The organism is Embleya australiensis (assembly GCF_051903075.1).
Lineage (GTDB): Bacteria > Actinomycetota > Actinomycetes > Streptomycetales > Streptomycetaceae > Embleya.
Genome location: NZ_CP182423.1, coordinates 3,438,165 through 3,459,959, shown reverse-complemented (window position 1 = coordinate 3,459,959; position 21,795 = coordinate 3,438,165). Strand labels below are relative to the sequence as shown.

Sequence of the window (21,795 nt, the reverse complement as noted above, 5' to 3'; positions counted from 1 at the left end):
GGTCACGGGCGGGCCGGTTCCGCGAAGGGGCGGATCAGGTCCTCGGGGGTGTGCACTTCGCCGTTCTTCACCACCATGCGGACGTCCGCCAAGGCAGCGATGTCGTGGGAGGGGTCACCTCCGGTGATCACGAGATCGGCGAGCTTGCCCGGTTCGACGCTGCCCAGATCGTCGGCCACGCCGAGCTGTTGCGCGGGCAGCAGGGTCGCGCTCTGGAGGGCCTGGAACGGGGTCATGCCGTACGTGACCATGGCCCGCAGGTTCAGATGCAGCGCGACGGCGGTGGAGTCGAGCGGCGCGTCGGTGCCGGCAAGTACCGTGCCACCGGCGGCGATCAGCCGCTTGGCCACACCGACGTCGCGGCGCGCCTGCTCCGGTGTCCCGTCCAGGAAACCGCACGGGCCCTGCCCCAGCGCGCACAACACCTTGGCGTGCAACGCCCGGCGCTCCTGCGCGGGGTACAGCGCCCGCACGCGCGGATCCTGCTCGATGCCCGGGTCGTCGGCGAGCAGCGAACCGGAGCTGAACAGCGTGGAGCTGACCGGCATCCCACCGGCCGCCTCCAGCTTGAAGACGTCCTCGTAGGCGTTGCCGAGGGAGGATTCGCGGGCGAACGCGAACCCCCACTTGGAGGGTGCGGCCAGGTGCTCCTTCATGTCCACACCGATGCCGACGGCGGGATAGAGGTAGTGCGAGGTGGTCGGGATGCCCAGGCGGTGTGCCTGCTCGGTGACCCGGGCCTGCCAGTCCACCCGGAACCGTTCGTAGGTCTTGACCAGGTCGTAGTCGAGCGCCCGCACCCGGGACAGTTCCAGGTCCAGTTGCCGTTCGTCGCGCACCGGGCGCGCGAACTCCCAGTTGAATCGGGTGCCTTCGAGCATCTCGCCGGTCGCGAAGAACCTCGGTCCGAGCCGGGCGCCGGAGTCCAGCGACTCGCGGTCCTCCAGCGCGCGGTAGGCCGGGTCGCCGGTCGAGCGGGTGGTGGTGATGCCGTAGGACAGCAGCAGCCGGCCCTGGCGGTCGCCGAAGGACTTCGAGCGCATCTCCTGATGGTTGTGCATGTCGGTGAGGCCGGGGGTGACGGTGAGCGTGCTCGCGTCGACGAACCGCCAGTCCTTGCCGGGGCGATGCGCACGATGGGGTTCGACGGCGCGGATCCGGTTGCCCACCACCACGATGTCGACGTCGGTGCGCACGTCCGGGCTGCGGCCGTCCCAGAGCCGGCCGGCATGGATCACCATGCGGGTGTCGGGTCGGTCGCGGGTGTAGGTGAGTTGCACGGGGATGTTACGGGTACGCCCCTCGGCCTCGGCGGCATCCGCCGGGGCGGCGGTGCCGGCATCCAGGGTCGTGGTGCGCAGTGTGCCGTTGTGCAGGTACAGCAGCGTTTGCGAGTCGCCGCTCCAGCTCGGCGCGTCGCCGCCGTCCCGGGTGACGCGACGGGCCGGACCCGTGGGATTGCCCGCCGGGTCGACCGGCAGCACGTGGATCGCGCCGTCCATGGTGAAGGCGAGTCGGCGCCCGTCCGGGGACCAGACCGGGCCGTCGTCGCCTCGGGTGGTGATCGAGCCGAGCGGGGCGGGGTCGACGATGCGGGTGGCGCCCGATGCGACGTCGGCGAGCATGATCCGGTTGCGTTCGGCGTCGTTGACGGTCAGCGCCAGGGTCCTGCCGTCCGCCGACCAGCTCGGGCGACCGGGCACGTTCGGCAGGGCCGGGCCGAGCACGGGGGTGACCGCGCCGGTGGTCGTGTCCACGGTCAGGGTGCGGTAGACCTCGTCCTGGAAGGCCAGGGTGTGGCCGTCGGGGGACCAGGCGGGGGCGAACTCGGTGCCGGGCAGGCTGGTGACCCGGCTTTCCCGACCGTCGGCGAGGTCGAGGACGTACAGGTCCTCGGTGCCGGCCTTGTCGGACGCGTAGGCGATGCGGGTCCCGTCCCGCGACCAGGCCGGGTCGACCTCGTAGAACGCGTCCCGGGTCAGCCGTCGGGGCCGGCCGCCGATCGGCAGCAGCCACAGGTCGTTGAGCGCCTTGAACACCACCGAGCGGCCGTCGGGGGACAACGCCGGGCCGACGATGCCGCGCACGGTGCGCGGCGCGCGGGAGTCGAAGTCGTGCTTCTTGGGCGGGTAGTGGGGCCTCTTCAGCCGGAAGGTCGCGGAGAACGGCACGGTGCGGTCGGCCCCGGCGCTGCGGTCGGCCCCGGCGCCGGCGGTCGTGGTCCCGTCCCTCCCGGTGCCGAGGCGCGAGACCGCGAGCCGGCCGTTGGCGCCGTACGCGAGTTCGTCGGCGGACAACCACTGCGCCGGGAAGGGGAACACGTCGTCGTACCCGCCCACTCGGCGGATCGCTCCCGTCTCGATCTCGGCGACCGACAATGTGCCGCCGGAGCGGTCGCCCCGCACGAACGCGATCCGGCGCCCGTCCGGGGACCAGGACGGCGCGGTGACGAACGACGCGCCGGCGGTCGGGATCACGGTGCGTACGGTCCCGGTCTCCAGGTCGACGCTCTCCACCGTGTTGCCCTGGACGTAGGCGATGGCGCGACCGTCCGGCGACCACGTGGGCTGGGTCTCCTGGGTCGGCGTGGTGGTGACCCGGCGCGGTTCGCCGCCGCGCATATCCACGGTCCAGATGTCCTGCCCGCCGGCGCGGTCGGACACGAACGCGATCCGGGTGCCGTCCGGGGACCACGCGGGATGCACGTCGTCGTGGTCGCCGAAGGTGAGCTGCCGCGAGTCGTGGCCGTCGACCCCGACGATCCGGATGTGGAACATGCCGTCGACGAAGGACTGCACCGCCACGCGCCTGCCGTCCGGCGACATCACGGGCCGGAACGGGTCGAGCGGCTTGTCGGCGATCGGCGTCGCGGTGCCGCCCTCGCGGGGCAGCGAGAACAGTTGCCCCTGGAGATCGAGGACGAACGGACTGTTTCCGGGGGCGGCCGCCACGGCGAGGTTGGTGCCCTCGGTGACCGTGACCTCGGTCGTATCCGCCTCCGGATCGGTCCCCTGCGACCTCCCGGCCGCCGCGGTGGTGGTGGCGGCGATCAACACGACGGCCAGGGCGCACACCGGCGCCGCGCCGGGGAGGCGTCGACGCCGCATGGCGCGGCTCACAGCCCGAAGGCGAGCAACACGGTACCGTGCTCGCTCGGATAACCGGGGTAGTAACCGGACTGGACGTACAACATGCCGTCGGCGATCACCGCGCCGCCATTGCCCGAGATCGCGCTGCCGAATCCGGTGAGGCCGTTGACCCCGGCGAAGTCGCGAATGGTGTCGAAGGTCCACAGGACCTTGCCGTCACGAGCGTCGTAGATCCGCATCTTGCCGTCGTTGCTACCCTCGTACACCAGTCCGTGGGTGCTGCTGACGGCCGGGGTATGCGCGAGCCGGCACACGTTGGGGAACTTCGCGGCACCGCCCGTGGTGCAGCCGTCGGCCGGATTGGGCGTCTGCCACCGCACGTCGCCATTGGCCGGGTTCAACGCGAACAGTGTGCCGGGATTGGCCTGATAGGTGGCCATGTACAGGGACTTGCCGTCGTAGCTGCTCCCCCACTGGAGCCCGGAGAGCCCGCCCCCGGGCATCGGCACGGACAGTTGCCGGCGCCACTTGACCTCGCCGGTGCGCGCGTCGAACGTGTGGTAGACGCCGCTCTTCTGGCCGACGCCGACCATGGTGCGCCCGTTGACCCTGAACAGATTCGGGGTCGCGCCGATGTCGAAGTCCAGTGCGGTGCCGTCGCGTTGCCCCGGGCAGTACCCGTCGTTGTCCGGGAAACCGCACAACAGTCGCCAGGTGTCGGCCTTGGTCACCTGCTGCTTCCAACGCACCGCGCCCGAGCGCGCGTCGAGCGCGAGCAGCGAGTCGAAGTCGCCGGTGGTGCCGGAGTAGAGCTGGCCGGTGCCCACGTACAGGGTGTCGGTACGCGGGTCGATGATCGGCGAACTCCACACACCCGCGCCGGACGGCTCGAAGCGGGTCGCCCCGCTGGGCCAGGTGCCCACCGCCTGGGGTTCGGGCACCGTGTAGTGGCGCCAGGCGAGTTCGCCGGTGTCCGCGTCGAAGGCGTCGATGTGGCCCCGGAAGGTGCAGCACGGATAGGTGCGATCCGGGTTGATGTTCTCGCCACTGGACGCACCGACGTAGATGCGGCCGTTGTGGTAGACGGGCGAACTGGTGTGCATTCCGGCCGCGTGCGGTTCGGTGTTCTCAGCCCAGGCGACCCGCCCGGTCCTGCGGTCCAGTGCGTACAGGAAGCCCCGGTTGTCGCCGAAGAAGACCTTGCCCCGCGCGACCGTCGGGCCGTCGATGACCACGCCGTTCGGGTCGACCGTATTGAGGTCGAAACTCCACTCCGTGGCACCGGACTTGGCGTTCAGGGCATGGAACTTCCCATCGGGACTGCCGAAGTAGATCGAATGGTCGACCACGGCGGGCTGGCTCTTCGCCGGGAAACCGGTCTTGGAATAGGCGAACGCCCACTTCGGGTTCAGCTTGCCCGCGGTGTGCGCATTGATCCGCCACTCCGCCGCGTTGTGCCGGGAACCGGTGCGATCCCCCTGCCAGGTCGGCCAGTCGCCCGGACGACCGTACGATTCCTCGGCGCCGTCGGCGGCCCCGGTGCCCGACAACAACAGCGCCACGACGGCGACCATCGCTGCGATGCGCCCTCTCCCCTTGAACACAGGCACGTCCACTCCCGTCCTGAGGCACTGGCGAGTCACCAGTCACGAGTCGCCTCAGGTTTCCGTCATCCGACATCGTGTGAACCATGCCGAAAGGGAGATGGGGTCCGCGCTATGTCGCGGCGCGGTCAGATCGCGACCGGGGCCTTGATGGCCGGGTGATGGCGGTAGTCGACCACCTCCACGTCGGCGTAGGTGTAGTCGAACAGGGAGTCGGCTCGACGCAGGCGCAGTGTGGGGAACTCGAACGGGGTGCGGGAGAGCTGCTCGGTCACCTGCTCGACGTGGTTGTCGTAGATGTGGCAGTCGCCGCCGGTCCAGATGAAGTCGCCCGGTTCGAGGTCGACCTGCTGCGCCACCATGTGGGTGAGCAGGGCGTAGCTCGCGATGTTGAACGGGACGCCGAGGAACAGGTCCGCGCTGCGCTGGTACAGCTGGCAGGAGAGCCGGCCGTCGGCGACGTGGAACTGGAAGAAGGCGTGGCACGGCGCGAGGGCCATGTTCGCCAGCTCGCCGACGTTCCAGGCGGAGACGATCATCCGGCGGGAGTCGGGGTCCCGGCGCAGGGTGTCGAGCACCTCGGCGATCTGGTCGATGTGCCGGCCGTCCGGCGTGGGCCAGGTGCGCCACTGGACGCCGTAGACGGGTCCGAGGTCGCCGTTCGCGTCGGCCCATTCGTCCCAGATGGTGACGCCGTGCTCCCGGAGCCAGCCGACGTTCGAGTCGCCGCGCAGGAACCACAGGAGTTCGTACACGATCGACTTGAGGTGCACCTTCTTGGTCGTGACCAGCGGGAATCCCCGCGAGAGGTCATAGCGCAGTTGGTGCCCGAACACACTTCGGGTGCCGGTGCCCGTCCGGTCGGCTTTGGCCGTCCCGGAGTCGAGTACCAGGCGCAACAGGTCTTCGTACTGGGTGTCTGACACAGCCGTCGAGTCTATGGGTCGTCCGCGCGGCGCGATGTCAGGGGCGGTGGGCCGTGACGAGCCAGGCGTGGGAGTCGAAGTACACGCCGGTGCCGGTGTCGTGGGCGGCCAGGGTGGCGCGCAGGCGGGTGCGGGCCTGCTCCGCGGTGGTGGGATCGAGGCCGGCGAGTCGGTCGTCGAATTCCTTCAGACGGCGGACGGCCTCGAAGGCGGTGGCGCTGTCGGGGCCGTAGTAGACGGGTTCGTGTACGTCTGTGAAGGTGACGTCGGTGAAGCCCGCGGCCGTCAGGATACGTTCGGTGACGGCCGGGTCGGCGAGGGAGAAGGCGTCCGGGCCGCCGGTGGGCGGGGTGGGTGCGGTGGGTGCGGGCGTCGTGTCGGGGAGGGTTCGGCGGATGGCGGTGGCCCATTCGTTGTGGTCGCGGTCCTGCCAGACGAGCAGTACCAGCCGTGCGGCCGGGCGCAGGGCGCGGCCGATGTTGGTGAAGGCGGCGACCGGGTCGGCGAAGAACATGGTGCCGAATCTGCTGATGCAGGTGTCGAAGTGTGCCGGGGGGAAGCGATGGGTCTGGGCGTCGGCCTGTTCGTAGGTGATGTTGGTCAGTCCCTGGTCGTGGCTGAGCCGACGGGCCCGGTCGAGCATGCGGGCGGAGACGTCGACGCCCAGCGCGCTGCCAGCGACGGCGGCGCGGGCGGCCTCGCGCGTGGTCTGGCCCGTGCCGCAGCCGATGTCGAGGACGTGGTCGCGGGGGCCGATGCGGGCGGCGGCGCGGAGGTGGTCGTTGTGCGGGCGCAGCTCGGCGTCGTAGTCGAAGAGGTTGGTGTCGCCGGTCGGGTGCGCACCGGTGGGCGGCCGGGTGTCGGGCGCTGCCCGGGTGGGGCGGTTCCGGTCGGGCATGGTTGTCACCGGCTTCTTTCGTTACGGGGTTCGATGTATTCGTCGGCACGTGGGAGGCGGTGCCTCAGGGCCGTATCGGGCCGTCGTGGAGTACGCCTCGCACCTGGTCCACCGACACGGTGTCCGGTGCGAACTCCGCCAGCCACCACGTGGCGCCCGCGTCGGCGTAGGGGGTCGGGTCGGTGCCGGGCGGGAGGGCTACGGCGATGTCGTACGGGGTCGTGCTCGGCGGGCGCAAGTCGGTGAGGGTGGCGACGATGTCGGCGAGTCGGTCCGGGTGGTCGAGATTGATCGGGAAGAAGCCGTCGTACCGGGCGGCGCGGCGCAGCGGTTTGGCGTTGCCGGGGAATCCGGCCGCCCACACCGGCACGCCGGGCCGCTGCACCGGTCGGGGCAGGAAGGTCATGTCGTCGACGGTGTAGTGCCGGCCGTGGTGCCGCACCGGGTCGCCGGACCACGCGGCGGTGAGGATCTCCAGCGACTCGTCGAGCATCTGCCCGCGCCGCGCGGGGTCGGTTTCGTCGCCGGTGGCGCGCAGTTCGTCGGCGAAGCGGTCGCTGCCGAGACCGACGCCGAGGGTGAGGCGGCCGCCGCCGAGCCGGTCGAGCGTCGCGGTTTCCCTGGCCACCTTGGTCGGCCGGCGGCGGGCGAGCGGGGTGACCATGGGGCCGAACCGAAGGGTGTGGGTGGCGGCGGCGATCGCGGTCAGTGTGATCCACGGGTCGGCCACGTCGCGGATCGGCGACCGCCAGCTCAGGTGGTCCCAGACGAACAGGCCGTGCCAACCGGCCGCCTCCGCGTCGGCGGCGAGGCCGGCGACCACCGCCGGTTCGGCCAACTCGTCGAACAGCGGCAACCACAGCGCCGAGCGCAGCCCGGGCACGGCCGGTCGCCCGGGGTCCGCGGGGGCGGAGTCGGGGTGGTCGCCGGACACACATCCTGCGGCGGACCGGGCAGCTCGCGGCCGGAAGGTCGCGGGCCGAGCGACGGCACACCGGGAGTCGTACGGCCCGGTGCCCATCCGCGCGGCAGCGGGAGAGGCGGCACGGGGCCGGCGCGCGGCGATCGGGGTCGGCGGGTCGATGGGGGTGGCGCGGTCCGCGCCGGTCTCGGCGTCAGGGGCCCCGATCGGCTTGTCGTCGTGGGTGATCCGAGGGGTGTCGTGATCGCTCATGCGGCCACGCTAGACCGGTGATTCCATCGCGAAAAGCGATGGTTTTCGATCGACTCGATCGTCTTCGGCGATGTTCACCGGCTAGGGTGAGGCCCATGCGTGACATGGAGTTGCGGCATCTCGCCGCGATGGCCGCCGTCGCCGACGAGGGCTCGTTCGGGCGGGCGGCCGTGCGGCTCGGATACACCCAGTCGACGGTGAGTCAGCAGATCGCGGCCCTGGAGAAGGTCGTCGGGGGCGCCGTGTTCGACCGGCCCGGCGGGCCGAAGGCGGTGCGGCTCACCCCGCTCGGCGCGGTGGTCCTGGAACACGCCCGCGCACTGCTCGCGCAGGCTCGGGCGATGACGGCCGCCGTGGACCGCTTCAAGGCCGGCGACGGACGGGTCGACATCGGCACGTTCCAGAGCGTGTCCAACGTGATCCTGCCCCCGATCGTCCGCACGCTGCGGGACGAGCACCCCGGCTGCGACATCAGGCTGTTCGAGGAGGAGGCCGACACGCCGCAACTGCGCGACCTCGACCTGATGTTCTTCGACGGCCGCGGCGACCGCGACGTCGAACACCTCAAACTGCTCGACGATCCCTACGTGCTCGTGGCCCGCCGCGGCACCTTCCCCGACGGCCCGGTACGCCCGGCCCACCTCGACGGCGCGCCGATGGTGGCGCACCCGCCGATCTGCGACCAGGCCCGGATGGAGCGGGAACTCGCCCGTCGCGGCGTCCGGCCGCAGATCGTCTTCCGTACCGCGGGCAACGAAAGTGTGCTGTCGATGGTGCGCGCCGGCATGGGCTCGGCAATCCTCCCCCGACTCGTCGTGCACGGCGGCGACGTCCGCGCCGACGACACGCTGTGCCTGCACGAACTGCGACCCGCGCTCCCGGCCCGCGAGATCTTCCTGCTCTGGCAGGCCGGTCGCACCCACTCCCCCCTCGCGACACGGGCCATCGAGATCGCCGTGCGGGTTGCCGCCACGATCACCCGATCCGGATAATCGCATCGGACCGCCTACCCCGCGCCCGTCGCCGCCGCCCGCGGGTCGGGCAGGTGTTCGCGGGCGATCACCTGCCCCATCGCGCGCAGCAGCGAGGCGGCCGCGGCGATCGAGCGGGCCGGGTCGGGTTCGAGGCTGCCCAGACTGTAGCCGGCCAGGAACCCCGCCGCGACGACCTGTTCGCGGGTCAGGCTCAGCCGCCCGCACACGGCGACGACCGGGACGCGGGCGAGGCCGGCACGGCGGGCGACGCCGAGTGGGGTCTTGCCCTGGAGGGTTTGTGCGTCCATCGCGCCCTCGCCGGTGACGACCAGGGTCGCCGCGCGCAGTTCCCGGTCGATCCCCACCGCGTCCAGGACCAGGTCGACGCCCGGGCGGCGCCGCGCGCCCAGGCCGACCAGCGCCCCGAAGCCCGCGCCGCCGGCGGCTCCCGAGCCGGGCAGCGCCGCCATCCGCGCGGCACGCGCACCCACGGTCGCCGTCAGGACGTCGAGCAGTCGGCCGAGACCGGCCTCCAGCACGGCGACGTCCTCGGGGCCGGCACCCTTCTGCGGGCCGTACAGGGCGGCGGCCCCGCCGGGCCCGAGCAGGGGCGCGTCCACGTCGCCGGCCACCACGAACTCGGTGGCCGCCAACCGCGCGTCCAGGCCCGACAGGTCGGCACCGGCCAGGCCGATCAGGCCCGCGCCGCCGTCGGGTATCGCCCGCCCGTCGGCGGCGGTGAACCGGGCCCCCAAGGCGCCGAGCAGGCCCGCTCCCCCATCGGTACAGGCGCTGCCGCCCAGCCCCAGCACGACGGTGCGCGCGCCGGCGTCCAGCGCGGCCCGCACCACCTCGCCCGCTCCCCGACTGCTCGCGGTGAGCGGCGCCGGGACGTGGTCGGGCAGCAGCGACAGGCCGCAGCTCTGGGCGAGTTCCACCACGGCCGTGGAGCCGCGTTGGGCGAAGGCGGCGCGGACGGGCCGGCCGGTGGGCCCGCCGACAGTGACGACCCGGCGCCGGAATCCGCGCCGGACCAGCGCGTCCACGGTGCCCTCGCCACCGTCCGCGACGGGCAGTTCGGCCACCGACAGGCCGGGGCGAGCCCGGCGCAGCCCGGCCGCGAGGTGCCGGGCCACCTCGGCCGCGCCGAGCGAGCCCTTGAACTTGTCCGGCGCGAGCACCACATGGGGCACCCGCGCCCCGAGCGCCCGCGCGCCCGGCGCGGCGTCGGTGTCGGTGTCGCCGTCCGAGTCACGCGTTCGCGGCACGAAGCGGGTCCCGGTCATCCGAGGCGGCGCCCCGTCGGCGGCTCGACGGGGCCCCGCGACCAGGGCTCGCCGCGCAGGGCGGCCTGTACCAGGTCCATCAGCTGTTGCTGGTCGTCCACCTCCTGCCGACGGCTGCTGCTCTCGTGGCCGCCGCTGAACCAGTCCAGCCGTACGTCGCCGCCCGCGTCCTGGAGGGCCTTCGCGTACCCGTACGCCTGCCTGGGCGGGGTTCGGGTGTCGTGGGTGGCCTGCACGATGCACACGGGTGCGCGCACCGACGCGACATAGGTGATCGGCGACGAGTGCCGGAAGCGGTCCGGGTCGAGGCCGGGGTCGGCGCCGAAGAACGCCTTCCAGGCCGCGCGCAGCGCCGGGTTCATGTCCTCGTACGCGCCCACCCAGTCGGCCATCGGCACGAAGGCCATCGCCCCCGCGAACAGCTTCGGCGACCGGCCGACGGACAGCAGCGACAGGAAACCGCCGTAGGAGGCGCCGGTGACGAAGACCCGGTCGGCGTCGGCGACGCGGTCGGCCACCAGTCGGCGCACCGCGGACTCGATGTCCTCCAGTTCGCGGTCGCCGATGGAGCCGATGAAGCCTTCGCGGAACCGGCGGCCGAAGGTGACGGATCCCCGGTAGTTCAACGACGCGTACGCCACCCCCGAGGCGACCCACGCCTGTGCCTGCGGGTTGTAGGAGTCGACGGATACGAGGTTCGGACCGCCGTGCAGATTCAGCACCAGCGGCAGCGGCCCCTCGGCGTTCGGGGGCCGGCACACCCACAGTTGCAGGGGGGTGCCGTCGGTGGAGTACACGATGACCGAGTCGGCCCGCACACCCGGCACCGGGGGCGTGGCCGGATCGACCGCGGCGACCTCGCCCGTCGCACGGTCCACGTACCGGACCGTCAGGGGCTGGTCGAAGCGCTGGTGCAGCAGCCGGATGCGCCCGTCGGCGGCGTAGTGCGAGGCCCACTGGTTCAGGTGGGCCGCGGCGACGTCGGGCTCGAAGTACGCCCCGTCCGGGTGGTCGATCGCGGTCAACTCCCTTCGGGACAGGTCGAATTCCAGGATCCGGTGCAGGCCGCGGTCGACATGCGCGAGCAGGATCCGGGAGCCGTCGTCGGACCAGTCCAGCGCGACCAGATCGCCGTGCAGGTCCGGAGCGTCCACGTCTGTCCGGCCGCCGTCGGCGGGGTCCCAGACACACGGGCGGGCGAAGCCGGTGCGCTCGGTCGACACGAGCAGGCGGCCGTCGCCCGCGACCGGGGAGAACCGTACCGCCCGCACGGGTGCCTCGGGCCCGTCGGTGAGCCGGCCGAGCACCGCTCCCGTGTCGGTCGCCACGACGGTGACGGCGAAACGGCGCACGCCGGGGTTGTGGTCGGTGGTGTCGATGCTCGCGATCCTCCCATCGGCGGAGATCAGGCCGTTCCACGCCTCGTGCGGGGAGGTGAACAGCCGCCGGGGCGCGGGGGTACCGCGGTCGTGCAGGTGCCAGAGGCTGAAGCCGTCGGGGGCCGCGGCGGTGATCACGACGTCGTCGCCGTGCCGGGCGGTGTCGATGCCGCGCAGGGCGTAGGGCGCGAGGTCGGGGGTCAGGTCGCGGCGGTCGGTCCCGTCCAGGGAGGTGGCCCACACGTGTCCGACCTCGGAGCCGTTGTCGTCGTGCAGGCTGAGCACCCGTTCGCCGTCCGCGCCGAGCACCGCCTCGCCCGGGTCGCCGAAGTCGCCCGGGAGCGGCAGGCCGATGCCTCGCTCGGCGTCCCAGCGGGCGAGCGTCTGGCCCTGCTCGGTGTCCTCGACCACCAGGCACAGGTCGCGCTCGCCCCGGCCCCGGCGCATGGACAGGACGCGGTCGGTGGTGAAGAAACGATGCCAGGACGCGGTCATGGGGCGGGCCTTTCGGGGGTGTCGGCGTGCGAGTGCGGCGCGGCGGGGTCCATGCCCGGGAGGACTTCGGGGAAGTGGCAGGCCGTACGGTGTCCGTCGCCCGACTCGGCGAGCGGCGGGGTCACCTCCGCACATATCCCCTGTGCCTTCCAACAGCGGGTGCGGAACCGGCAACCGGAAGGCGGGGCCAGCGGACTGGGTATGTCGCCCTCCAGCACGATGCGCTTGCGGGCGCGCTGGATCCGTGGGTCCGGGATCGGCACGGCGGACAGCAGCGCCTGCGTGTAGGGGTGTCGCGCGGCCTCGAACAGGGCGTCCACCGGCGCGTGTTCGACGATTCGGCCGAGGTACATCACCGCGACCTCGTCGCTGATCTGACGGACCACGGACAGGTCGTGGGCGATGAACAGGTAGGTCAGCCCGAGCTGTTCCTGGAGGTCTTCCAACAGGTTCACCACTCCGGCCTGGACGCTGACGTCCAGTGCGCTCACCGGTTCGTCCAGGACCAGTACGTCGGGTTCCACGGCCAGGGCCCGGGCGATCCCGATGCGCTGGCGCTGCCCGCCGGAGAACTGGTGCGGGAAGCGGTGGGCGTGCGCGGGGTCGAGGCCGACCAGGTCGAGGAGTTCGTGCACCCGTTCGCGTTCGTGCCCGGGGTGCAGGCCGTGGATCCGCAGCGGTTCGGCGAGGATGGCCTGCACGCTCATCTGCGGGTTGAGCGAGGAGTAGGGGTCCTGGAAGACGAGTTGCACGCGGCGGCGCAGGTCCGACAGGGCCCGCCGGTTCGCGGTGGCGATGTCGGTGCCGTCGAGCAGGACCCGGCCGCCGGCGGGGGTGACCAGGCGCACCAGGCAGCGACCGAGGGTGCTCTTGCCGCAGCCGGTCTCGCCGACCAGGCCCAGGGTGCGCCCGCGCGGGATGGCGAAGTCCACGCCGGAGACGGCCTGTACGACGGCGGCGTTGCGGCCGCGGCCGGTGCGATACTCGGCCACCAGTCCGGTGACGTCCACCGCGGTCGTGGTCATCGCTTCACGCTCCCGATCTCGTGGTGGCGCACGCAGGCCGTGGTGTGCGTCGCGTCGACGGCCAGGAGTGGCGCGTCGGGCTCGCCGCAGACCGAGGGCACCGCGTGCGCGCAGCGGGGCTGGAACGGGCATCCGGTGGGCCGTTCGCTCGGCAGCGGGGGCCGTCCGGGGATCTGCGAGAGTCGTTCGGCACGCCGGTCGATGCGCGGCAGCGACCCGAGCAGGCCGATCGTGTACGGGTGGGCGGGGTGGTGGAACAGCGGGTCGACCGGGCTTTCCTCGAGTTTGCGGCCGCAGTACATGACCATCACCCGGTCGGCGATGCCGGCGACCACCCCCAGGTCGTGGGTGATCAGCAGGACGGAGGTGTGGGTGCGGTCCTGGACACGTTCGATCACGTCGAGGACCTGGGCCTGCACGGTCACGTCCAGGGCCGTGGTCGGCTCGTCGGCGATCAGCAGCGCGGGCTCGTTGGCGATGGCCATCGCGATCATGACGCGTTGGCGCATGCCGCCGGAGAGTTCGTGCGGGTAGCGATCCACTCGCTCGCGCGGGGAGGCGATGCCGACCAGGTCGAGGAGCTCGACGGTGCGTTCGCGCAGGGCCCGGCGATCCCGGCTCGCGTCGTGTACGCCGACGGCCTCGGCGACCTGTGCGCCGATGGTCATCATCGGGTTGAGCGCGGCGAGCGCGTCCTGGAAGACCACGGCGATCTGCTTGCCACGGATCGGGCGCAGTTCCCGGTCGGAGAGGTCGAGCAGTTCCCGGCCGTGCAGGCGTACCGATCCCTCGGCGCGGGCGTTGCGCGGGAGCAGGCCCATGATCGCCATGGTGGCGGCGCTCTTGCCCGAGCCGGACTCGCCGACGATGCCCAGGGTCTCCCCGGAGGCCACGTCGAAGGACAGGCGTTCGACCGCGACCACCGGCCCGGAGTCGGTCCGGTAGGTGACGGTCAGGTCGCGCACGGACAGCACGGGGGGCGTGTCGCCGGCCGCCGGCACGGCCGGGTCGCCGCTCGTCGCGGGAGGCGCTTGGGTGTTCATCACTGCCTTCCTTGGGGGTCGAAGGCGTCGCGCAGGCCGTCGCCGACGAAGTTGACGGCGAGCACGGTGATCAGGATCGCCAGGCCCGGTACGTACAGCAGGTAGGCCTGCGAGGTGCCGATCAGTCCGGCGGCCTGGCTGAGCATGTTGCCCCAGCTGGACTGGGGCGGTTGGATGCCGAACCCGAGGAAGCTGGTGGTGGATTCGAGGATGATGGCCGAGGCGACGGCCAGGGACACGTTGACGGCGATCACGCCGGTGAGGTTGGGCAGCAGGTGGCGCACCACGATCCGCGCGTTCGAGGCGCCGATCACCCGGGCGGCCTGGATGAACTCCTTGTTGCGCAGGGTGAGTACCTGCGCGCGCACCACCCGGGCGATCATGGTCCAGCCGAGGGCGGACAGGACCAGGACGATGGTCGTCGGGGATGGTCCCACCGCCTGGAGTGCCAGGGCCAGCACGGCGATGGCGGGCACGATCAGGAACAGGTCGGTCACCCGCATGATCACCTCGTCGGCCCACCCGCCGGCGAATCCGGCGATCGCGCCGACGGCGGTGCCGACGACGGTGGACAGCAGCGCGACGCAGATGCCGATCGCCAGCGAGACCTGCCCGGCGAACAGCAGTTCGCTGAGGTAGTCGCGACCGAGCGAGTCGGTGCCCAGCCAGTGGCCTGAGGACGGCTGTCGGGCGCCCAGCAGGAGGTCCTGGTGGTTGTGCCCGTAGGGGGCGATCCAGTCGGCGCCGAAACATGCGATCGCCAGTGCGATCAGGATGAACAGGCCGACGACGGCCAGGCGGTGGCGCAGGAATCGGGCCAGGACGATCCGGTATCGGGGCTTGTCCGCGGTGCGCGCGGGTACGGTCGGCGCGGAGTCGCCCGCTGCCGGCGTCGGGGCGGTCGGTGTCCGGGAGGCGGCGATCCGGGCCGCGGCGGAGTCGGTCATCGCAGGGCTACCCTCGGGTCCAGGAGCGCGTAGGCCACGTCCGCCAGCAGGTTGAAGGCGATCACGGCGACGGCCACCACGAGCATCCACGGGATCAGTACGAACACGTCGCCGGCCAGGATCGAGCTGAGGAAGAGTCGGCCCATGCCGGGGATCGCGTAGATCTGTTCGGTGACGACCAGGCCGCCGACCAGGACGGCGGCGTCCAGGGCCACGACGGTGACGAAGGGCGCGAGCGCGTTGCGCAGCGCGTGCCGGAACAGGATGCGCCGGCGCGGAACGCCCTTGGCCCGGGCGGTGCGCACGTAGTCGCTGCCGAGGGCTTCGAGCATCGAGGCGCGGCTGAACCGCGACCAACTGGCGACCAGTCCGATGGTCAGGGTGACGACGGGAAGCGCCAGGTGACGGAAGTAGTCGAGGTTGACCCCGCTCTCCCCGACCGAGTGCAGTCCGACGAAGTACAGCGGGGGTTCGCTCAGGCCGAACTGCTGCCTGGGCCACACCGCCAGGACCTGGATGAGCACCAGGCCGAGCCAGAAGGCGGGCATCGCAATGCCGACGTAGGACAGCCCGGTGAGCACGTAGTCCCCGGCCGAATACTGGCGCGCCGCGGAGTAGATCCCGATGGCGAGGGCGATCACGGCGGCGAACAGCACGCCCCAGAACATCAGTTGCAGGGTGACTTCGAGCGCGGAGCCGATCATCGGCTTGACGGATCCGCTGGTCCGGGTGCTGGTGCCCCAGTCGCCGGTGACGAAGGCCTTCATCCACAGCAGGTACTGCTCGGGCACGGAGCGGTCCAGTCCGAGCAGTTCGGTCTGGCGACGCACGGCGCCCGGGTCGGTGGACTGGCGCAGTTTGGCGAGCGGGTCGAAGGTCGCCCGCACGGCCCAGAACAGGATGTACGAGGCGACCACCAGCACGGGCAGCGAGTAGGCCAGGCGGCGCAGGGTGTATCTCAGCATGGGATGTCCTCGGCGAGGGGTCGGACGCCGGTCATTTCGCCAGTCCCCATTCGGCGAGGTTCCAGAACGGGCCCTGGACGGGGTTGATGCTGATCGGGCCGCCGACCTTCTTGCCGGTCAGCAGGATGTTGGGCACGGCCCCGAGCGGCAGCGACGGCACGGATTCGGCGAGCAGCTTCTCGCTCCGGCGGGACGCCTCCAGCCGGGACGCCTCGTCGACGTCGCTGCCGACCCGGCCGAGCAGCGCGTCCAGGCCGGGGATGTTCGCGCGGACGAAGTTGATGCCCGAGTTGCCGTTGGCGTCGCCGGGGATGGATGCCGAGCCGAAGCTGGCGTCCAGGGTGGGTTCGGGGAAGGTGTCGGTCAGGTTCCACAGTCCGAGTTGGAAGTCCCCGGCCGGAGCGACCTTGCCGAACAGGTTCGCGGCGCTGGTGTTCTTGATGGTCATCTTGAATCCGGCCTGACGCAGTTGCGATTGCAGGATCTGCTCGGTGAGTTCGCGGCTCTGGTTGCCGGCGAGGGAGACGATCGTGAACTGTGCGGCGCGGCCGTCCTTGGCCCAGATGCCGTCGCCGTTCTTCGCCCACCCGGCGGCGGTCATGATCTGTCCGACCCGGGTGAGGTCGCGCCGATAGACGGCGAAGTCCTCGGCGGCGAACGCGGACACCAGCGGGGACAGGAAGCTCTGCGCGGGCGCGGTCACGCCCAGCGAGCCGAAGAGTTTGCGCACGATCGCGGCGCGGTCGATGGAGTAGGCGAACGCCTCGCGCACCGCCTTGGAGTCGAACGGGAACGCGGCGTTGTTCATCCACAGCGCCTGGAGGTTGCCGGTACGGGTCTCCACCTGCATGTCGGCGCTGCCGCCGAGCGAGTTGATCTGGGAGAGCACGTCGAGTTGCGGCGTCGGGTACAGGGCGTCGAGCTGGCCGCTGGCGAATGCCTGGAACTCCGCGGCGGTGTCGGTGGTGAACTGGAACGTCACCTTGTTCAGGTGGGGTTTGGGGCCCCAGTAGCGCTCGTTGGGGACCAGGGTGACGGAGGTGCCCCTGATCCAGGAGGCGATCTTCCACGGCCCGCCGCTGAAGCCGTAGCCGTTCTTCATCACCTCGTTGCGGTCCTTGCCCTCCAGGAGGTGGGCGGGCAGTACGCCGTACTCGGCGCCGAACAGCTGTCGCCAGTTGGCGTAGGGGGACTTGAGGGTGACGATCGTGGTGCGCGCGTCCGGGGTGGCGATCGTGTCGATGAGGTCGTAGCCGGTCTGGGTGAAGACGTCCTTGCCGTCGCGGATCTGCAGCGCGGTGTACTTCAGGTCGGCCGAGGTGATGGGTTGCCCGTCGGACCAGACCGCGGCGGGGTTGAGCGTGTAGGTGATCGTCTGGCGCCCGTCCGCCACCTCGGTGGTGGGCGTGCCGGCCATCAGCGGGGAGGCGACGGGCACCCAGTCCCTGCCCCGCTGTACGACGGTGAAGACCTGCGGGATGGTCTGCGCCTGCATGAGGTAGGTGCCCCAGATGGAGCCGGCGCAGGTGGAGATCCAGTCGGCGCAGTCCGGCTCCTGTTCGGCGCCGATGACCAGGCTTCCGCCGTCCTTGACGGGGACGTCGCGGATGGAGTTGGTCCCCGGCGCCAGCGCCGGCGCACCGGAGGTGCACGCGGTCGCCACGAGCACGGTCAAGGCGGCGAGGGCACCGGCCACGGGGTTGCGCAGCCTTCGGGCTCTGGGCGGCCGATGGCCGGTTCGTTCAGGAATCATGGTGTTCGACCTTCCCTGTACGGGATGTCCCCGGGACTCGAGGATCAAGGGTAAGGAGACGTGAACGGCATAGCAATACACATAGGCTAGGAGTTAGCCGATGAGATTGACTTGAAATGTGGCCATGGCTCCGCCAGGCTCGGAACAAGGGCGCCCACCGGCGCCGACTACCGGGAAGGAACCCCGCACATGAGTGCCCCGAACGCCGAGGAACCCTCCGGTGCGCCGGCGAAAACCACCGGCCCCAGGCGCCGTCGACTGCCCCGGGACACCCTCAGCCGCCAGGTGATCCTGGAGGCCGCCGAGCGGGTCGCCGCCCGGGACGGGCTGGACGCCTTCACCTTCCAGTCGCTCGCCAAGGAGGTGAACGCCCACCCGACGTCGCTGTATCGGCACTTCCGCGACAAGGACCAGTTGGTCCTGGAGCTGATCGACGACCTCCGGGCGCGCTCCTACGGCGGCCGTCTGGAGGCGACCGACTCCTGGCGCGAGGATCTGCGCACACTGGCCCGCTATGTACACGAACACCTGATGCGCTACCCCCAGTTCGCCGTGCAGATGGCCGCGCGCACGACCCGCAGGCCCACCGAGTTCGCCAACGTCGAGTTCGCCTTGGACGCGCTGTTGCGCGCCGGCCTCGACGAGGAGGACGCGGCCATGTACCTGCGCGTGTTCGGCAACGTGGTGCGCTCGCTGGCGAGCATGGAGGCGGGCATGCTCGTCCTGGACCCGGAGACCCGCGACGGCGACACGCTGGCCTGGCAGTTGGAATACCGCAGGCTGCCGGCCGAGAAGTATCCGCGCATCGCCGCGATGAGCGGGGAGCTTCGGGACATCGGCGACCCCCGGGTCTTCGACACCGCCGTGGACCTGTTCCTCGACGCGATCGAGGCGCGTGCGGCACAGGCCCGGGAGGCGAGGGCCGCGAAGGAGGGGGCCGCGCCCGACGCGGAGGAATGAGCCGACCCGGGCGGGGCGACCGGTGTGCCCTGTGTCAGCCGGCGGTCGCGGTGACCGCCGGCGCCCGGATCAGTCCGGCCACCAGCCTCGCGCGCTCCGGGAGGGAATCCAGGTCCACCCACTCGTGTCGGGCGTGCGCGCCGGCGCCGGCGGGTCCGAGGCCGTCCAGGGTGGGAATGCCCAGTCCGGCGGTGAAGTTACCGTCGGAGGCGCCGCCGACCCGGGCCTCCCCGAGTGCGGCGAGCCCCTGCTCGCGGGCCAGGCTGCGGGCGGCCGACAACAGGTCTACGGACATGCCGCGTTCCAGCGGGGGGCGGTTGATGCCTCCCGCCAGTTCGACCCGGGCCTCGGGCAACCGCGCGCACAGTGCGCTCAGCGCCCGCTCGACGCGTTCCAACTCCCGCCGCTCCCAGGCCCGTACGTCGATCTCGACATGGGCCGACTCGGGCACGGTGTTGGTCGTGGTCCCGGCCGAGCCGACGGTGGGGGTGACGGTCGTACCGCGCCCGGTGTCGCCGAGGGCGTCGATCGCCAGCACCTGGTGCGCCAACTCCACCAGGGCGTTGACCCCCGACTCCGGTTCCAGTCCGGCATGGGCCGCGCGCCCGCGTACGGCCAGGCGATACAGCGCCACACCCTTGCGGGCGGTCTTCAGGGCCCCGTCCTGACCGGGTTCGAGGACCAGTACCGCCCGGCAGTCGGCCGCCGCCGCCTCGACCAGCGCGCGCGAGGTGGGCGAGCCGCGCTCCTCGTCGCCGGTGACCAGCATCCGCACGTCGTCGGCGCCTCCCGTCAGCTCCAGCGCGTCCAGCGCCGTGACCAGACCCGCCTTCATGTCGAACACCCCGGGCCCGGTCGCCCGCCCGTCCACCGCGGTGAACGGACGCTCGGCGAGGGTGCCCAGCGGCCACACCGTGTCGGCGTGGCCGAGCAGCAGCACCGGGGCCCGCGCCGGGTCGCGGACCCGCTCGTGCACGTACAGGTGCGGCACCCCGTCGCTGACCACTCGTTCGGCCCGGCCCAGCAGGCCGCTCGACCACGAGGCCAGCAATTCGTACAGCGGGTCCAACCCCGGGGCGTGGCCGGACGGCGTCTCCAGTTCGACCAGTTGGCGCAGTCGGTCCAGGGAGCGCGCGGCGTCGACGTCGTGGGAGGTGGTGCTCAACGGGTGCCTCCCGATTCGGTGGGCCGGCAGAACGACGTCAGGGCCCGCGCCACCTCGTGGGACGCTTCCTCGCACAGGTAGTGGTCGGCCTCGATCGGCGCCGCGTCGACGTGGCGCGCATACGACCGCCAGACGCCCGGCACGTCGAAGGAGCGCCCCACGTAGCTCTTCGTCCCCCACAGCGCGAGCAGCGGAGCCTCGATCACCCGGCCGCGTTCGCGGTCCCGGCGGTCGTGCACCAGGTCGACGCCGGCCGCGGCCCGGTAGTCGGCACACGACGCGCGCACCGTGTCCGGGTCGAAGCAGCGCGCGTATTCGGCCATCGCCGCCTCGTCGAACGGCGCACCGCCCGCGTGCCGACCGGCGAAGCGGCTGCGCAGCCAGGCGTCGGTGTCCGCGAGGATCAGCCGCTCGGGCAGGTCGGACTCCAGCGCGAGGAAGAACCAGTGGAAGTAGGTGGAAGCCATCGCCCGATCGACGTTGTCGAACATGTGCAGCGTCGGCACCACGTCCAGCACGGCGACGCACCGCACCCGCTCGGGCGAATCGAGCGCCATCCGGTGGGCGACGCGGGCGCCCCGGTCGTGGCCGGCGACCGCGAAGCGCGCGAAGCCCAGGCACTGCATCAGCGCGACCTGGTCGGCGGCCATGACCCGCTTGCTGTAGGGCGTATGGGAGGGCGTGTCGGCGGGTTTGTCGCTGTCCCCGTAGCCGCGCAGGTCCGCCAGCACGACGGTGTGGCCGGCCGCGATCAGCTCCGGGGCGACCCGGTGCCACATGGCCGAGGTCTGCGGGTAGCCGTGGAGCAGCAGGATCGGAGGGCCGTCGCCGCCGACGAGGGCGTTGATCCGCACGCCGTCGCGGGAGGACCGCACGCGACGCAGGCCGGGCGGCGGGTGGTACGTGGTCATGCGGCCGTCCCGGAGCGGCGCAGTTCCTCGATGAAGGCGTCGCACACCTCGTCCGTCGACAGTGTGCCGCCGAGGTCGGGGGTGACGGTGCCGGCGGCGACGACCCGATCCAGGGCCCGGACGAGGCGGTCGGCCGCCTCCTTCTCGCCGAGGTGCTCCAGCATCAGCGCGCCGGACCGGATCTGGCCGATCGGGTCGGCCGATCCGGTGCCGACGATGTCCGGCGCGGAGCCGTGGATGGGCTCGAACATCGAGGGGTGGCGGCCGGTGGGGTCGATGTTGCCGCAGGGGGCGACGCCGATGCTCCCGGCGAGGGCGGCGGTCAGGTCGCTGAGGATGTCGCCGAACAGGTTGGAGGCGACGATCACGTCGAAGCGGGTGGGGTCCAGGACGAGCAGCGCGGCGAGGGCGTCGACGTGGTACGAGGTCAGCTCGACGTCGGGGAAGTCGGCGGCGACCTCGGCCACCACCTCGTCCCAGAACGGCATGGTGTGCACGATGCCGTTCGACTTGGTCGCGGAGGCCACCCGGCCCGAGCGGGTACGGGCGAGCCCGAACGCGTAGCGGGCGATGCGCTCGACGCCCATACGGGTGAACACGGCTTCCTGCACGGCGAGTTCGTGGGGGCGGCCCCGGTACAGCCGGCCACCGACCTCGCCGTACTCGCCCTCGGTGTTCTCCCGCACCACGACCAGGTCGAACGGTCGTTCGTCGCGCAGCGGCCCACGGATCCCGGGCAGCGAGCGCACCGGGCGCAGCGAGACGAACTGGTCGAACTCGCGCCTGATGGGGATCAGCAGCCCCCACAGGGACACGTGATCGGGAACCTCCGGCGTGCCGACCGCCCCGAGCAGGATCGCGTCGGCGGCGCTCAGCTGCTCGATCCCGTCGCTCGGCATCATCGCACCGGTCTCGGCATGGAACGCGCAGCCCCAGGGGTACTCCGTCCACAACAGTTCGAACCCGTGCGTCGCGGACAACACGTCGAGAACGCGCCGAGCAGCCGCCACGGTCTCCCGACCGATGCCGTCACCGGGTATCGCCGCGATCCGATATGTACGCATACGAACTCCCATCACCCTCACTAGCAATGCACCTAGCCTATGAGATAGCCACGATGAATTGCTAGAGGTTCGCACGGCACGCCCGCCGGCGCCACCGACCCCGCCTCTGCCTCGCACCTGCCTCGGCTTTCGCCCTG

General features: G+C 71.7%; 17 protein-coding genes. 2 read left to right on the top strand and 15 right to left on the bottom strand.

Annotated elements, in window-relative coordinates; translation table 11 throughout:
* Positions 1–2 precede the first annotated feature (2 nt).
* The 5 genes from ACMXN5_RS45215 to ACMXN5_RS45195 form a co-directional block, all read right to left on the bottom strand.
* Entirely contained in the window at positions 3–3,119 is a 3,117-nt protein-coding gene (locus ACMXN5_RS45215) for an LpqB family beta-propeller domain-containing protein (protein WP_439680694.1), read from the bottom strand.
* Entirely contained in the window at positions 3,116–4,699 is a 1,584-nt protein-coding gene (locus ACMXN5_RS45210; RefSeq protein ID WP_439680693.1) for an outer membrane protein assembly factor BamB family protein, read from the bottom strand. Before ACMXN5_RS45210 ends, ACMXN5_RS45215 begins: the two co-directional genes overlap by 4 nt.
* A gap of 122 nt (positions 4,700–4,821) precedes the next feature.
* The gene (locus ACMXN5_RS45205; RefSeq protein WP_439680692.1) at positions 4,822–5,619 is read right to left on the bottom strand and encodes a thymidylate synthase; all 798 of its coding nucleotides are present in this window, start codon (positions 5,617–5,619) and stop codon (positions 4,822–4,824) included.
* Between the two features lie 37 nt (positions 5,620–5,656).
* Positions 5,657–6,517 carry a class I SAM-dependent methyltransferase gene (locus ACMXN5_RS45200; protein ID WP_439680691.1) on the bottom strand — a complete coding sequence of 287 codons (861 nt, stop codon included), beginning with the start codon at positions 6,515–6,517 and terminating at the stop codon, positions 5,657–5,659.
* Between the two features lie 64 nt (positions 6,518–6,581).
* A complete protein-coding gene (locus ACMXN5_RS45195) occupies positions 6,582–7,691 on the bottom strand; it encodes an LLM class flavin-dependent oxidoreductase (RefSeq protein ID WP_439680690.1) in 1,110 nt (369 codons plus the stop codon).
* Positions 7,692–7,786: 95 nt separating this feature from the next.
* On the opposite strand from ACMXN5_RS45195, the gene ACMXN5_RS45190 reads away from it, so the two are divergent.
* Complete coding sequence (locus ACMXN5_RS45190; RefSeq protein WP_395798517.1) at positions 7,787–8,683, top strand: LysR family transcriptional regulator; 897 nt, start codon at positions 7,787–7,789, stop codon at positions 8,681–8,683.
* Between the two features lie 14 nt (positions 8,684–8,697).
* Here ACMXN5_RS45190 and ACMXN5_RS45185 read toward each other — a convergent pair whose 3' ends face one another.
* The 7 genes from ACMXN5_RS45185 to ACMXN5_RS45155 form a co-directional block, all read right to left on the bottom strand.
* Complete coding sequence (locus ACMXN5_RS45185) at positions 8,698–9,849, bottom strand: glycerate kinase (RefSeq protein ID WP_439681422.1); 1,152 nt, start codon at positions 9,847–9,849, stop codon at positions 8,698–8,700.
* Positions 9,850–9,947: 98 nt separating this feature from the next.
* Positions 9,948–11,825: a S9 family peptidase gene (locus ACMXN5_RS45180; RefSeq protein ID WP_439680689.1), complete on the bottom strand. Its 1,878-nt coding sequence runs from the start codon at positions 11,823–11,825 to the stop codon at positions 9,948–9,950.
* Entirely contained in the window at positions 11,822–12,850 is a 1,029-nt protein-coding gene (locus ACMXN5_RS45175) for an ABC transporter ATP-binding protein (RefSeq protein ID WP_439680688.1), read from the bottom strand. Before ACMXN5_RS45175 ends, ACMXN5_RS45180 begins: the two co-directional genes overlap by 4 nt.
* Positions 12,847–13,893 carry an ABC transporter ATP-binding protein gene (locus ACMXN5_RS45170; protein ID WP_439680687.1) on the bottom strand — a complete coding sequence of 349 codons (1,047 nt, stop codon included), beginning with the start codon at positions 13,891–13,893 and terminating at the stop codon, positions 12,847–12,849. The genes ACMXN5_RS45175 and ACMXN5_RS45170 overlap by 4 nt, the downstream gene beginning before the upstream one ends.
* Positions 13,893–14,840 (bottom strand): ABC transporter permease, encoded by a 948-nt coding sequence (locus ACMXN5_RS45165; protein ID WP_439680686.1) that lies wholly within the window; start codon positions 14,838–14,840, stop codon positions 13,893–13,895. The genes ACMXN5_RS45170 and ACMXN5_RS45165 overlap by 1 nt, the downstream gene beginning before the upstream one ends.
* Positions 14,837–15,805 (bottom strand): ABC transporter permease, encoded by a 969-nt coding sequence (locus tag ACMXN5_RS45160; RefSeq protein WP_439680685.1) that lies wholly within the window; start codon positions 15,803–15,805, stop codon positions 14,837–14,839. Before ACMXN5_RS45160 ends, ACMXN5_RS45165 begins: the two co-directional genes overlap by 4 nt.
* Positions 15,806–15,836: 31 nt before the next feature.
* Complete coding sequence (locus ACMXN5_RS45155; RefSeq protein ID WP_439680684.1) at positions 15,837–17,558, bottom strand: peptide ABC transporter substrate-binding protein; 1,722 nt, start codon at positions 17,556–17,558, stop codon at positions 15,837–15,839.
* Positions 17,559–17,747: 189 nt separating this feature from the next.
* Between ACMXN5_RS45155 and ACMXN5_RS45150 the strand changes: the two genes are divergently transcribed.
* Positions 17,748–18,518, top strand: coding sequence for a TetR/AcrR family transcriptional regulator (locus ACMXN5_RS45150; protein WP_439680683.1), 771 nt, complete (start codon positions 17,748–17,750; stop codon positions 18,516–18,518).
* Between the two features lie 34 nt (positions 18,519–18,552).
* On the opposite strand, the gene ACMXN5_RS45145 is transcribed toward ACMXN5_RS45150, so the two are convergent.
* Genes ACMXN5_RS45145 through ACMXN5_RS45135 form a run of 3 tightly spaced genes read right to left on the bottom strand, consistent with a single transcriptional unit; the run spans position 18,553 to position 21,658 of the window.
* Complete coding sequence (locus tag ACMXN5_RS45145) at positions 18,553–19,683, bottom strand: M20 family metallopeptidase (RefSeq protein WP_439680682.1); 1,131 nt, start codon at positions 19,681–19,683, stop codon at positions 18,553–18,555.
* Positions 19,680–20,594: an alpha/beta fold hydrolase gene (locus ACMXN5_RS45140; protein WP_439680681.1), complete on the bottom strand. Its 915-nt coding sequence runs from the start codon at positions 20,592–20,594 to the stop codon at positions 19,680–19,682. The genes ACMXN5_RS45145 and ACMXN5_RS45140 overlap by 4 nt, the downstream gene beginning before the upstream one ends.
* Positions 20,591–21,658: a tartrate dehydrogenase gene (locus ACMXN5_RS45135; protein ID WP_439680680.1), complete on the bottom strand. Its 1,068-nt coding sequence runs from the start codon at positions 21,656–21,658 to the stop codon at positions 20,591–20,593. Before ACMXN5_RS45135 ends, ACMXN5_RS45140 begins: the two co-directional genes overlap by 4 nt.
* Positions 21,659–21,795 lie beyond the last annotated feature (137 nt).

What these genes read in the sequence shown, in the direction of transcription:
- ACMXN5_RS45200 (WP_439680691.1), bottom strand. Translation starts at nt 6,517, where the DNA reads ATGCCCGACCGGAACCGCCCCACCCGGGCAGCGCCCGACACCCGGCCG.
- ACMXN5_RS45195 (WP_439680690.1), bottom strand. Translation starts at nt 7,691, where the DNA reads ATGAGCGATCACGACACCCCTCGGATCACCCACGACGACAAGCCGATC.
- ACMXN5_RS45190 (WP_395798517.1), top strand. Translation starts at nt 7,787, where the DNA reads ATGCGTGACATGGAGTTGCGGCATCTCGCCGCGATGGCCGCCGTCGCC.
- ACMXN5_RS45180 (WP_439680689.1), bottom strand. Translation starts at nt 11,825, where the DNA reads ATGACCGCGTCCTGGCATCGTTTCTTCACCACCGACCGCGTCCTGTCC.
- ACMXN5_RS45175 (WP_439680688.1), bottom strand. Translation starts at nt 12,850, where the DNA reads ATGACCACGACCGCGGTGGACGTCACCGGACTGGTGGCCGAGTATCGC.
- ACMXN5_RS45170 (WP_439680687.1), bottom strand. Translation starts at nt 13,893, where the DNA reads ATGAACACCCAAGCGCCTCCCGCGACGAGCGGCGACCCGGCCGTGCCG.
- ACMXN5_RS45165 (WP_439680686.1), bottom strand. Translation starts at nt 14,840, where the DNA reads ATGACCGACTCCGCCGCGGCCCGGATCGCCGCCTCCCGGACACCGACC.
- ACMXN5_RS45160 (WP_439680685.1), bottom strand. Translation starts at nt 15,805, where the DNA reads ATGCTGAGATACACCCTGCGCCGCCTGGCCTACTCGCTGCCCGTGCTG.
- ACMXN5_RS45155 (WP_439680684.1), bottom strand. Translation starts at nt 17,558, where the DNA reads ATGATTCCTGAACGAACCGGCCATCGGCCGCCCAGAGCCCGAAGGCTG.
- ACMXN5_RS45150 (WP_439680683.1), top strand. Translation starts at nt 17,748, where the DNA reads ATGAGTGCCCCGAACGCCGAGGAACCCTCCGGTGCGCCGGCGAAAACC.
- ACMXN5_RS45140 (WP_439680681.1), bottom strand. Translation starts at nt 20,594, where the DNA reads ATGACCACGTACCACCCGCCGCCCGGCCTGCGTCGCGTGCGGTCCTCC.
- ACMXN5_RS45135 (WP_439680680.1), bottom strand. Translation starts at nt 21,658, where the DNA reads ATGCGTACATATCGGATCGCGGCGATACCCGGTGACGGCATCGGTCGG.